The 13,099-nt window shown below is 40.6% G+C and carries 9 protein-coding genes and 1 tRNA gene; 1 reads left to right on the top strand and 9 read right to left on the bottom strand.

All coding sequences use genetic code 11. From position 1 onward, the window contains the following. A partial coding sequence (locus tag DUT68_RS14430; protein ID WP_113638918.1) for a JAB domain-containing protein occupies nt 1–349 on the top strand: 349 nt, incomplete at its 5' end. A gap of 128 nt (nt 350–477) precedes the next feature. On the opposite strand, the gene DUT68_RS14425 is transcribed toward DUT68_RS14430, so the two are convergent. From DUT68_RS14425 to DUT68_RS14380, 9 genes are all read right to left on the bottom strand, one after another. Beyond that, nucleotides 478–551 (bottom strand) — tRNA-Arg (locus tag DUT68_RS14425). A gap of 96 nt (nt 552–647) precedes the next feature. Continuing rightward, on the bottom strand, nt 648–1,823 hold the full coding sequence (uxuA, locus tag DUT68_RS14420; RefSeq protein ID WP_113638917.1) for a mannonate dehydratase: 1,176 nt from the start codon (nt 1,821–1,823) through the stop codon (nt 648–650). A gap of 502 nt (nt 1,824–2,325) precedes the next feature. After that, nucleotides 2,326–2,517 carry a cold-shock protein gene (locus tag DUT68_RS14410; protein WP_113638915.1) on the bottom strand — a complete coding sequence of 64 codons (192 nt, stop codon included), beginning with the start codon at nt 2,515–2,517 and terminating at the stop codon, nt 2,326–2,328. 22 nt (nt 2,518–2,539) lie between these two features. Continuing rightward, nucleotides 2,540–3,025 carry a cold-shock protein gene (locus DUT68_RS14405; protein WP_237088347.1) on the bottom strand — a complete coding sequence of 162 codons (486 nt, stop codon included), beginning with the start codon at nt 3,023–3,025 and terminating at the stop codon, nt 2,540–2,542. A 202-nt stretch (nt 3,026–3,227) separates the two neighbouring features. After that, nucleotides 3,228–6,149: a DEAD/DEAH box helicase gene (locus DUT68_RS14400; protein ID WP_113638913.1), complete on the bottom strand. Its 2,922-nt coding sequence runs from the start codon at nt 6,147–6,149 to the stop codon at nt 3,228–3,230. A gap of 707 nt (nt 6,150–6,856) precedes the next feature. Then, complete coding sequence (gene bglX / locus DUT68_RS14395; RefSeq protein WP_113638912.1) at nt 6,857–9,076, bottom strand: beta-glucosidase BglX; 2,220 nt, start codon at nt 9,074–9,076, stop codon at nt 6,857–6,859. 25 nt (nt 9,077–9,101) lie between these two features. Beyond that, nucleotides 9,102–10,352: an endo-1,4-beta-xylanase gene (locus tag DUT68_RS14390; RefSeq protein ID WP_113638911.1), complete on the bottom strand. Its 1,251-nt coding sequence runs from the start codon at nt 10,350–10,352 to the stop codon at nt 9,102–9,104. Nucleotides 10,353–10,512: 160 nt separating this feature from the next. Next, nucleotides 10,513–12,150, bottom strand: coding sequence for a hypothetical protein (locus tag DUT68_RS14385; protein ID WP_113638910.1), 1,638 nt, complete (start codon nt 12,148–12,150; stop codon nt 10,513–10,515). Between the two features lie 36 nt (nt 12,151–12,186). After that, nucleotides 12,187–13,068 carry a PorP/SprF family type IX secretion system membrane protein gene (locus DUT68_RS14380; RefSeq protein ID WP_113638909.1) on the bottom strand — a complete coding sequence of 294 codons (882 nt, stop codon included), beginning with the start codon at nt 13,066–13,068 and terminating at the stop codon, nt 12,187–12,189. Between the last annotated feature and the right edge of the window lie 31 nt (nt 13,069–13,099).

Here is a 13,099-nt window from a genome sequence, read left to right as displayed (position 1 = left end):
GATGTGGCCAGTTCGCAAAAAAAGGAGTGGCCAGTTTTGGAATAATCTACAGATGATACTGCTGAATAGAAACAACAGGGTGTTAGGAATTGTAGACTTGTCAACTGGTGGTGGAGGCTCAACAGTGATGGATAGCAAGGTAATATTCACTATTGCTCTAAAGGCTACTGCTACGAGCTTGATCCTAGCACATAACCACCCAAGCGGAAACTTAAGACCTTCTAGTCAAGATATAACGGTAACGGAGAAATTAGTGAAAGTTGCAAAGCTTTTAGAGATGGATATCCACGATCATTTGATTATAAGTGAAAATGCCTACTTTAGCATGGCAGAGGAAGGGATGATATAACTAAGCAAACGTGATTTTAATTAACTAGATTTATAAACTGCGCGCCAAATGCGCGCCAAATCCGAGAGATATACTTTAAAAGCTAAAAAGAAAAAGGGCTTCTAGTGTTACCTAAAAGCCCTTTGTTGTACCCCCAACAGGATTCGAACCTGTGACCTACGGTTTAGAAAACCGGTGCTCTATCCAGCTGAGCTATGGAGGCCCTTATAATAAAACAATAAGATACCGTTTCATTATGGTGGTGCAAAGATATAATTTCTTGCAGGATTAATCTAAAAAAAATTAAAATTTATTCTCTTTAATAATTGCCTGTAACGCCTAGTTCCAAACCGCGTAGCTCGGCAAGGCCCCTTAGCCTACCAATGGCGGAGTAACCTGGGTTTGTTACTTTATGCAAATCGTCCAACATTTGATGGCCGTGATCAGGTCTAAATGGAATAGGCTCAGTGCGTTTAGCATTTTCCTCAGTCACTACTTTCATCACTTCGTACATGTTTACATCACCACCTAAATGATCTGCTTCAAAGAAATTGCCTTCCGCATCCTTTGATACGTTACGTAAATGCAAAAAGTAAACTCGCTCTTTTACCGTATTGAAAATCTCTACAATATTATTTTTAGTACCAGCTCCTAGCGAACCTGTGCAAAAACAAACACCATTGAAAGGCTGATTTACTCTCGAAAGCAAATCCTCAAAATCTTCTTTGGTACTGGCAATACGTGGCAATCCTAAAATTGGATAAGGTGGATCATCAGGATGGATGGTCATTTTAATGCCTAACTCGGTACAGGTATCGGCTATGCCAGCTAAAAACCAAGCTAAGTTAGCCCTTAAACCTTCGTGTCCAATAGCTTGGTACTCATCAATACTGGCTCGCAGGGTTTCCAGTTCAATTTCTTTCTCATTAGGGATGCCCATAAGCACGTTGATACGCAACAAGTCTATCTCCTCGGTACTCATAGCTTCAAATTTCGCTTTAGCCTTAGCTAATATATCTGCATCGTAATCGGCTTCAGCATTTGGCCTTTTTAAAATGGAGATATCAAAAATCGCTAAGTCGGTCCAGTTGAAGTACAAAGCTTTGGCTCCGTTTGGCATCTCTAAATCCAACTGCGTACGTGTCCAATCCAATACAGGCATAAAGTTATAACACACCGTTAGGATACCGCAAGCGGCCAAGTTTCTTAATGATTCGTTATAGTTGGCTAAGTACTGATCTGCATCAGCTCTGCGAGTTTTAATGGCTTCATGTACAGGAACACTTTCAACAACGCTCCAAGTGAGTCCGGCAGCTTCTATAATAGCTTTACGCTCTTGAATATCTTTTAGCGGCCAAACTTCGCCATGCGGAATATGATGTAAGGCGGTTACGATACCGCTTGCCCCTGCCTGCTTTACATCTTGCAAAGAAACTGGATCATTTGGACCATACCAACGCCAAGTTTGCAATAGTTTATGTTTTTGATTACTCATGCTATTTATAAATGGATACCCAATAATACAGAATTTGCCGGTTAAGCTATAAATTAGCGGCATAAATAGTTACGGAAACGTTAGCGTAGATTAGGGGTTAGGTATTAGTGGTTAGGAGTTAGTGGTCAGGTATCAGGGGTCAGGTATCAGGTAGCAGGGGTCAGGGGTCGGGTATTAGCTGATTGCGTATTGATACCTATGCCAATGGAATACGTACTTTTAACATTCTAGTGAAAACTGATTCCTAATACCTAACCGCTGCCAACTGAAAACTGTCAACTGTGAACTGTGAACTGCCAACTGACTCCTGTCAACTGAAAACTGAAAACTGACAACTGCCAACTGACCCCTGTCCACTGACAACTGAAAACTGTCAACTGTCAACTGACCCCTGTCCACTGTCCACTGTCAACCGATCCCTGTCAACTGTCAACTGACCCCTAACTTTCAGCAATAAAAAAAGCCCCTTACGGAGCTTTTCTTTTATAATGTTGTTTATTTCTTATAAAATAGTCACATTAACGGCATTTAAGCCTTTTTTGCCTTTTTCAACTTCATAGTTTACTTGGTCATTTTCTCTGATTTGATCTTTTAGTCCTGTTACGTGAACAAAAACATCTTCACCACCGTTTGCTGGAGTGATAAAACCAAATCCTTTTGTTTCGTTAAAAAACTTAACTGTTCCTTCTTGCATTGTATTTATTATTAATTATTGATTATTGCTTATACTTTCGAACCATTATCGCACTTAAACCTTTAGGGGTTTTCTCTCGCTCAAAAGTGACTTTATCGTTCTCTTTTATGGTATCTAACAGTCCAGTTTTATGAACAAACAGTTTATTTCCTGTTTTGTTTTCTAAAATAAAACCAAAACCTTTTACCACATCATACATGGTAACCGTACCAATATGTTCTTTCTCTTGTACTACCGGAGCAGCACCAAGTTGGATATCCTCTAATTTGATTTCCGTTTTAATGGTGGTTACTGGCTCACTCGTGATATTACCGTATTCATCAACATAAGCTATCATATCCTCAAATGAAGATTTTCCGCCCGTATGTCTACGATCCATGATTTTTTGAGCCTTTTCTTGTTTCTTTTTTGCTTTACTTTTGTTTCTTTCTTTTTTGGCGAACGATTCACCCATACTTATTCCTTTTTTAAATTGATGATTTACTGTTCCTACCAATTGGATCAGCAATTGATACTTTTTAGAGATTGGTTAATAGATAATTTAAGATGTTAGCTTTTGATGTTAGCCTAGAACACCAACCGAACAAATTTTAAATGCGGGAAATGGAAAGCGAAGACTGGAATTTTACTTCCAGAAGAGGCAAGACACTACCTTGATTTCTTCAAAGATACAAAAAATTATTGGCAATAACTAATGTATTAACAATGGCTTAAAGCAAGCTAAGCAAATCATCCTTTGTGAGTGATTTAAAAATAGTGGAATCCGTTTTTACTAAATCGGCCACTAAATTTTTCTTACGCTGCTGCATCAACATCATTTTTTCTTCAATCGTATCCGGACAAATGAGCCTTACTGCCATTACGTTTTTATGTTGACCAATACGGTAACTCCTATCAATGGCTTGATTTTCCACCGCAGGATTCCACCAAGGATCAATCAAATACACATAATCTGCTTCGGTAAGGTTAAGGCCAACGCCACCTGCTTTTAAGCTGATAAGGAACACCCTTTGCGATTCGTCCTGCGTAAAAGAATTGACTACGTCTTTTCGGTTTTTGGTTTGGCCAGTTAAATAGCTGAATTTGATTTCTCGTTCTTCTAGCTTGGCTTTTACTAAATTGAGCATACCCACAAACTGCGAAAAAACTAGGATTTTATGATACGGTGCCTTAACTTCAATCTGCTCTAGCAATACATCCAACTTTGCAGCTGCATTCTGGTAATAGGCCTCCTTGCTAATCAATTCTGGCGAATTACAAACCTGCCGCAACTTAGTAATCCCTTGTAACACCTGCATGCTACTGCGGTGCAGTTCATCTTCAGAGCGGCCCATCAAATAATCCCTGATATCGTTTCTTACGCTATCGTAAATTTCCCGCTGTCTGGTGCCCATTTCACAATAAATCACCATCTCAGTTTTATCGGGTAATTCTGTGGCTACCTGCGCTTTGGTACGCCGTAAAATGAAAGGTTTTATTTTTTGTTGCAGCTCTTCGGCTCTTTTTGCATCCTTAAATTGATCAATTGGCACAGCATATTGTTGCCTAAAATACTCTCTATTGCCCAATAAGCCGGGACAGGCAAAGGAAAGCTGTCCGTACAAATCAAAAGTATTGTTTTCTATAGGAGTTCCTGTAAGCACTACCCTATTGCGAGATTGCAATAAACGAACGGCTTTGTAACGTTGTGCATCTGGGTTTTTAATGGCTTGCGATTCATCCAGAAAAACGTAGTTGAAGCGGTAATTTTTTAGCCAATTAATATCGGTAAGCAAGGTGCCGTAAGAGGTAAGCACAATTTGATAACTATCTAGATTAGTCGCAAGCTTTGCCCTATCGGCACCGTAAATGGTAAGCACTTTTAAACTAGGTGCAAACTTGCTGATTTCTTGCTGCCAATTGAAAACTAATGACGCAGGAACTACGATAAGGTTGGTATTATGGCTATTTTTCTCAGCTTGGGAGAGGATAAAAGCTAAAACTTGAATGGTTTTGCCTAATCCCATATCATCAGCTAGACAACCTCCAAAATTAAATTCATCCAAAAAATTAAGCCAATTTAAACCCTCCTCCTGATACGGTCGGAGTGTGGTTTTTAACAATTTTGGAGCAGGCGTGGCTGCTATTTGGGTGAAGCTGGATAGTTTACTACGGTATAGTTGTAAGCGCTCCTTCACTTCGCCACTTAAAAAGGCATCTTCATATAATGCCTCCACGCTAGCATAGTTGATATGAGGTGTACGCAATTGATTTTCCAACACTTCGCTATTGGCAAAGTAAGATTCGAATTTCAGCAACCACTCTTCTGGCAAAATACCAAAGGTACCATCATCTAAAGGCACAAACTTACTTTTATTGCGGATGGACTTGTGCAGGTGTTTGAGCGATACCGTTTGCTTATTGAACTGAACTTTAATGGCAGTTTCGAACCAGTCTAAGCCGCTAATGACTTTGATATCGATTTCTGCTTTAAATTCGCTCAGCTTATTTTCCTTTAAGGCGTTAAACCCTAAAATAGCTATACCTTTGCTTCGCCAAGCCTCAAAAGCATCCAAAAACCACTCCGGAGACAAAAAATGTTTGCGATGCAGGTAAAAACAATCGGCGTGAAGCTGTTCAGCAAATTCATTTGCCTGCTCACTAAAATAAGGATGCATTCTGGCTATATCGCTAATAAACTGTAGCTCTCGTTCTTCGTCGCGTTTAAGCGTAAAAACCTGCCCTTTTTTATCCTTTGCCTTAATTTGTTTTTTAGAGATGACCGGAATTTCTAAACCGCCGTAGCGCATTACGGGCGTTAGCAAAACAAAATCTTCCGACTCGGTTAAATAGATGAGCTGCTCATTGTCTAAATCAAAACCTTGCTCCACCAGTTGCTGTTTGGTGGCTGGTTTGAGATAGGAATAGTTCACTTTCACTTTTTCCTCCAATGCATCAAGGATATCCTGTTGAAAGTTTTCGAAAGTATCCAAATCTAACACCAACTGATTACGATGTTGTTTGAAAAAATCGATGAGTGAAAGTAAAACGGGATCGTTTACAAAATAGAATTGCTGTTTCAGCAACATGAAGTATTGTAAGCGCACTTCGGCCATTTCCAATGCTACCGAATGATGACCAAAATGTAATGTGCCGCTAATAGCGAAGTTATCCCCTCGCCTATCTACATTGAGTTCGATTGACGCAGTTAAGGCACTTAAATCTACCTTAATTAGAGAACTTGAACTGATGCCAGTCGCTATCTTTTCATCGTGAAGATAAACAGATAAATTAAACGGATTTTTAACAATGGCTTTTAATGCGGCCAGGTCGGAAATACTTTGACTTTCTTGATAATGATTTTTGAACTTACTGATGGCAGCGTAAAACTTGATTTCATCCTGCTGTTCTGCTTTCCAAGCAAACTCAAGAGGATCAACCAATTGCAATGGATTTTTTAGTTTCCCTTGCTTGGTTTGCTGGGCATCGTACAACTCTATCACCAAGTGCCGATAATGCCTATGCCTTGAAAAAACAATGATTAATTTGCCTGATGATTCCTGCTTGAATGGAAGCCTTTCGCTACGCTTGATGATGGGCAATAGCTTTTCGTAGCCTAATTTGCCTTTCAGTTCATCATCCATTTTTTGCATGGCATAAAGGTAGGAATTTTAGAGCTATTGCTGGGCGTGGCTACCGATTTTCGTCATTGCGAGGAGGAACGACGAAGCAATCTTTGAATGCATTGGTTTTGGCTCATGAAATTATGGAAACCCACAGGTTTCGTAGGTGCTCTTGGCTTTGAGATTGCTTCTCCGAACTATCGGAGCGGGCAGTAAATTCGCAATGACGTGTAAGCATTGGCTACCGATTTTCGTCATTGCGAGGAGGAACGACGAAGCAATCTTTGAATGCATTGGTTTTGGCTCATGAAATTATGGAAACCCACAGGTTTCGTAGGTGCTCTTGGCTTTGAGATTGCTTCTCCGAACTATCGGAGCGGGCAGTAAATTCGCAATGACGTGTAAGCATTGGCTACCGATTTTCGTCATTGCGAGGAGGAACGACGAAGCAATCTTTGAATGCATTGGTTTTGGCTCATGAAATTATGGAAACCCACGGGTTTCGTAGGTGCTCTTGGCTTTGAGATTGCTTCTCCGAGCTATCGGAGCAGGCAGTAAACTCGCAATGACGGAAAAACGTTAGCTGCAATACAAATTAAAGTGAGAGCTATCGGAGCAGGCAGTAAACTCACAATGAAGAAACGCCTAATTTTAACTTCGTAGGTGCGGGGTTGAAAATAGTTTCAAAAAAACTTTGTAGGTTTAGGAAACCTACAAAGTTTGAAAAATGAAAAACGTTACTTCAATTCGAAGCTTGATTTTAACTTGATATCGTTGGAAGCACCGCCAACCATCACTTTAAATTCTCCAGATTCGGTAATCCAGCCTTTCTGTTCATCGTAAAAAGCTAGTTTATCTGGTGTAATTTCAAAAGTAATCAGCTTGCTTTCCCCAGGATTTAACTTCACTTTAGCAAAATCCTTTAACGCTTTCACTGGCCTTACCACCGAAGCAAAAGTATCCTGAAGATAAAGCTGTGCCACTTCCTCTCCGGCTACCTTACCCGTATTGCTTAGCGTAAAACTCACCTTAACGGTTTCATTTTTCTGCGGATTGTTAGTAGATAATTTCAAATCACTATAAGCAAATGTAGTGTAGCTTAAACCGTAGCCAAAAGCATAAGCAGGGTCGTTTGGCGCATCAATATAAGCTGATTTGTAACGGATATCGGTAGGTTTAGTCACCGGACGTCCGGTATTGTAGTGGTTATAGAAAATTGGAATTTGCCCAACATTTCTAGGGAAGGTAATTGGTAATTTGCCAGAAGGATTGTAATCTCCAAAAAGCACATCAGCAATGGCATTACCGCCTTGATCTCCTAAAAACCAAGCATAAATAATGGCATCGGCTTTTGCCGCAATATCGTTAAACACTAGTGGCCTACCTGCCATTAACACCACAACAACTGGTTTTCCCGTTGCCTTAACTGCATTGAAAAGCGCCTCCTGCTTACCTGGCAAACCAATATCCGTACGTGATTTTGCTTCACCACTCATCTCCCAGTTTTCACCCAAAACCATTACTACAGCATCGGCATTTTTTGCCATTTTAACTGCATTTGAAAAATCCACAGTACTGGTATCAGTGATGCTAGCACCCTGCGAAAAGCCTATTTTGGCTCCGGTTAATTTTTGCTTCACACCTTCATACACACTCACGATGTTTGCCGTATCTGCATAAACCACCCAACTCCCAGCCTGATCTCTTTTAGCATTTACCAAAGGCCCAATTAAGGCAATGTTTTTTAAAGATTTACTTAACGGAAGCACTTGATTGGTGTTTTTCAATAACACAATGGATTTTTGAGCCGCAGCTTTCGTAATGCTTTGATATTTCGGATCATTCATTACTTTTTGCTCACGTTTCTCGTCCGAAAAGCGATAAGGATCATCAAACAATCCCAACTCAAACTTTTTCTGCAAAATGCGTCTAACAGCTTCATCTATGTATTTTACATCAACTTTTCCAGCTTTTACCAGTTTTTCCAGTTCCTTTTTATAAGCTTCACTTTCCATATCCATATCGCTGCCAGCCACAATAGCTTTCTCCGATGCTTCGCTCAAGTTCTTCGCAAATCCCCAAGGGATCATTTCCTTAATCGAACCCCAATCGCTTACTACAAATCCCTTATACTTCCAGTCGCCTTTTAAAATTTGACGTTGCAAATAGGCATTACCAGTTGCCGGAACCCCGTTAAGCGTATTGAAAGAGTTCATGAAAGTAGCCACTCCGGCATCGGCAGCTGCCTTAAATGGTGGCAAATAAATTTCGTGAAGCTGTTGTTTACTAATGTCCACAGGATTATAATCTCTACCAGCCATGGCAGCGCCGTAAGCGGCAAAATGTTTGGCACAGGCCATAATTCGATCAACGGAGCCTAACTTCTCCCCCTGAAAACCCAATACCCTAGCCTTTGCAATTTGCGCACCTAAGTAGGTATCTTCGCCGGCACCTTCCATTACTCTTCCCCAACGCGGATCTCTGGCAATATCTACCATGGGAGCGAAAGTCCAATGGATTCCAGAAGCGGCAGATTCTTCCGCAGCAACCTGGGCTGATTGTTTGATAATATCTAAATCCCAAGAAGCAGACTCAGCCAAAGGAATTGGAAAAACAGTTTTGTAGCCGTGGATTACATCCAAACTGAACAACAAGGGGATTTTTAACCGAGATTGCAAAGCGATGGCTTGTATTTCCCTGGTATCTTTTACGCCTTTTACATTAAGCATAGAGCCAACCATGCCGTTTTTGATATCGTTGAGCAAGTAATTTTTACGATCACTGGCCGGGCCGGTAACTTCCCTACCCGAGTATTGGTTTAATTGACCAATTTTTTCGGTGATGGTCATGAGTTTCATTACCGAATCCACTCGCTGTGTAATGGTTTTTCGTTGGGCATGTACTTGGCCCACAAAGGCTAAACTGATTAAAAAACTAAGGCCTAGGTTTTTGTTCATTGAAATTGATTTAGGTATTAAAAAATTATGGTGTCAGTTGGAGGTTAAGTCCGTCCCTGAAATTCCAAAAATTAAGCTTCTGACCGTATGCCGTATCAAATAAGGTTGCTTCGGCATTAAGTCCCCAAGCAGAGTCGGCATCGCCGATATTCCACAGTGTAATGCCCCAACGCTGGTCAATTGGCACAATTTCCTGATATGCTTTTGCAACGTTGTAATATAATGATTTTTGCAAATTACGGCGATTGGCCAAATCGGCCGAAGGCACCGAAGTTTCATTTGCTCCAAGTAAAGAGATATCAAGCTCCGCGATATGCACCAGCAACCCCGTTTCTTTCATTTTTTGTATGGCCGCTTTAATGCTTGCCAGTGGTGTGTTATACCTAATGTGCATCTGCAAACCAACCCCGTTGATGATGGGATCACCACCCTCTCTCATCGGTTTTAATTCCATCACTTTGTTATAAATGGCATTTAATTTAGCAGTAGAATATTCGTGGCCATAATCATTATAAAAAAGCTTAAGCTTCCAATTTTGATTTGCCCTTGCTGCTAGTCTTGCATATCTGAAAGCTTTTTCAATATAAATTTCGCCCATATATCTTTTCCAAATGCTACCAATGTCGTTCCCCTGTGCATCTAAATTCACATTGCCGCGTAAAGTGCCATCATCGTAATAGGCTTCATTAACCACATCCCATGATTTTAGTAATGGCAATGCCGGATTGCCGCCTTTATAATAGTTGCTGTAAAATCCTACCGTTTTATCTATATGCCTTTTCATAATGGCGTTTAAAGTATCAGCTCTTGCGCCTACAGCCGTATTAGTTTCTACATCTTTTACCCAATTTGGCAAAGCCCTATGCCATACCAGCGCATGCTCGTGAATACGCTTTTCACCATGGTCTTTCGCTAAATTTGGTATCTTCTCGTTTTTTTCTTCTATTCCATTTCCTAAAATCCCAAAATCCCAAGTGTACTTTGAAGGATTAAGGCTATTCATTTTCATATCGTTTTCAGCAGTTACGCTATTGTAATGTAGCTCTGCCAAATCTTTATAGGCAGTTACGCTAAACTTGTTGGAGTTAATTGCTGCTCCAACAATAATGTTGGGATTAACTTCCTGCAATACGCTGCTTACACTAGTTGCTGAAGCCGACATTAATTTTTCGGGTGACAGATTAACTTGGTTAGTGTTAGCTGTTTGACCCGGTTTTTCGCAAGCACAGAGCATACTGCCCAGCACCAATGCGGTGATAGTTACTTTTTTGTTCATAATTTATATTGGTTAGAGGTTGTAAGTAACTTTAGCCTATTCGATATTGACGAAACAACGTCGAATAGGCGTTTTGCATAAAAATGCAGTGAGAGCGGAAGATGCTTTTAGTATGCCTGTTGAACCATTAATTTTCTGTCAAAAGGCTTGATGAAATACGTTAAAAAATTGTCTTTTTAGCCAGTTTAGTGTCTGATGTTTTTAAAACAACGATGGTTAATCCCTTGCTTAAACTTGCATTTAACACTACTTTGTTGAAACCTTTTTGCAGGTTGATGGACTGTTGATAGTTTACTTTACCACTAGCATCGGTAAGTTCTATTTTCCCGCTTTGCGCTTTTTCAGCATAAATTTGCAAAGCAACCCCGGTTTGTGTTTTAACAATATCGAAATTGGTTTTAGCAATAGGAGTGGTTGCGCTTACTGGTCCGTAAGTGGTGGAATTGCCATCAAAATCAACTTGCTTTAATTGGTAGTAATTGATACCTGGAAGTGGCTTTTCATCAACAAAGGCATAATTAGTAATGGCACTTCCATTTCCTTTTCCAGAAACCTGATCAATTTTCGCGAAGTGATCAGCGGTAGCGGAACGTAAAATTTCAAAATGCGAATTGTTAATTTCACTGGCGGTAGTCCAATTTAAGCGGATTGTTCCATTTTTCTCATTAGCGTTAAAAGCCGTTAAGTTTACTGGCAAAACACTGGTTCCTGGCGCCATTGTTACACCACGAAATGTTGTATTTGCAGGAGCTGTTGCAATTAATGTAGCACTTCCAGTTAGGCCAGCAACAACGGGATCAGCCTCATTGGCATTGGTAAATGCATTAAAATAAGTGTAAAGTTGCGATGCATTACCCGCACTTGGGTTTGCATAAGTGGTAAAATATAGCGTTACACCAACACCTATTCTGTAAATACCGGCAATGCTTTTGGTATTTGCCGGAACGGAAATGTTACCAAATTGCACCCAATCCTGCCCATTTGCATTGGAACGGTACTTTTTAATCAGCGGAGAACCTCCGTTATCATCCAATACGTAAACAATTGTTCGGCCTCCATCGGTTCTAAAAGCTAGCACTTGGTGGGCGCTTACTAAGGGGGTTGCTCCCGGAATGCTAGGCACAGCCGGACTAGAATTTTTATCTACAGAAAATAAGGTTGAAACCGTTGGCAAATTAGCTTGAGGTAGTGATGTACTTGCAATTGGAGCAAATATTTTTGTAGCGCTTACGCCATTATAAATAGTCTCAGCAATGGTAAGTACTCTGGGTGCATTCTGCTGATTAGAAACCCTTACCGAAGCAGTGCTTGTACCCAAAGTTTGGTAACGCACACCTAAATCGTTGCCATTGAAATAAACCGCACTGCCGTTAACAACCGCCGAACGTGGTGCTCCAATGGCATCAACTACCAAGGTATTCGCAGTCCAAGTACCAGTGGCGTCCAAAGTGCCAATTACAAATTGCCCAGATTGCGCCGGATTATACCCAATAATGGAGAAAGTAGCGCCATCCTTAGATAATACAGGAAATCCCTCCCCTTCAAATGCACCGCCTGCTGTTAGCCCCAATCCTTCGAAGCCATAGTTACCACCACCTGCCGCCTGTGGAATGCTGATAGTTTTTACGAATGTGCCACTTGGCGTGTATTCATCTACAAAAACAGGCACACGAACGCCATTAGCTAAAGGCGCACCATTGCCATAACGATAAATGGCTAGGTTGCCTGCGGTGAATTGTGCAAAGGCACTCCATGTGCTCATTGCCGTTAATAACATAGTGAGTAGCTTTTTTTTCATACTTTATATTTTAGTGAAGATTAGATTGATACACGATTATTTTAAGCTCCAACCCAAACCAATTTCAAAATCGCCACCAGTAAACGAGCGAATGGCAGATGGACCAATGCTATAAATACCGGTGAGTTTAAATTGGTTGTAAATGATACCCATGCCAACTGTGGCGTTATTAGTGCTATGGTAGAGGCCAAATAAACTGAACTTCTGCTGGTAGCTAAAGCCAAGTCCTCCTTCAATAATGTTGTCCATTCCCTTAATTCCCCGGTAAACTATTTTTGGCTCAACGGCTAAATCGGTCCCCGCTTTTAATTTGTAAGAAGCCGAAGTAAAAAAAGTGGCGTAATTGATGCCTGTTACAAAATTGGGATCAGTATTGAGTTGATTGTGTAGGTTAAGCCAAGTGGCCTGTAAGTTCAGTTGTTCATCAGTAAATGCAATACCAAAATCTCCATCAAACCTGTAGCCTCTATCGTTGAAGCGGTTAATGGAAGGATCGTAGCTATCGGCCGTTACATCTTGCCTATCTACATAGTCTTTGCTTACGCCAGCTGATAACCCGAAATGTAATTTTGCATTGGCAGTAACAGGTAAATGATACGCGTAAGTTCCCATTATGCGGCTGTTGTTGAACAAACCGCTGTTAGATAAATCTACACTTAAACCAACCGCTGAATTTTTACTGTAAGCAAATTCGCCAGTAAAAACTTGGTATTTTGGTGCATTGGGAACGTCGTTAAATTGCTTACGAAAAAGCACATTCACATTAATTTTATTGGTTGCACCAGCCATTGCCGGATTTCCTAAATACTGATTGTAAAAATACATGTTGCCCATTGGGCTAAGCTGCGCCAAAGCCGTTTGGACATTGATTAGCGCAAAGCAGATGAACAAGTATTTGATATGCAGTTTTTGTTTCATTACTCTCTTTAGTTTAGTTGCTCAGTTGGCA

Source organism: Pedobacter zeaxanthinifaciens (genome assembly GCF_003313335.1).
Lineage (GTDB): Bacteria > Bacteroidota > Bacteroidia > Sphingobacteriales > Sphingobacteriaceae > Pedobacter > Pedobacter zeaxanthinifaciens.
This window is presented reverse-complemented; position numbering and strand designations above follow the sequence as displayed.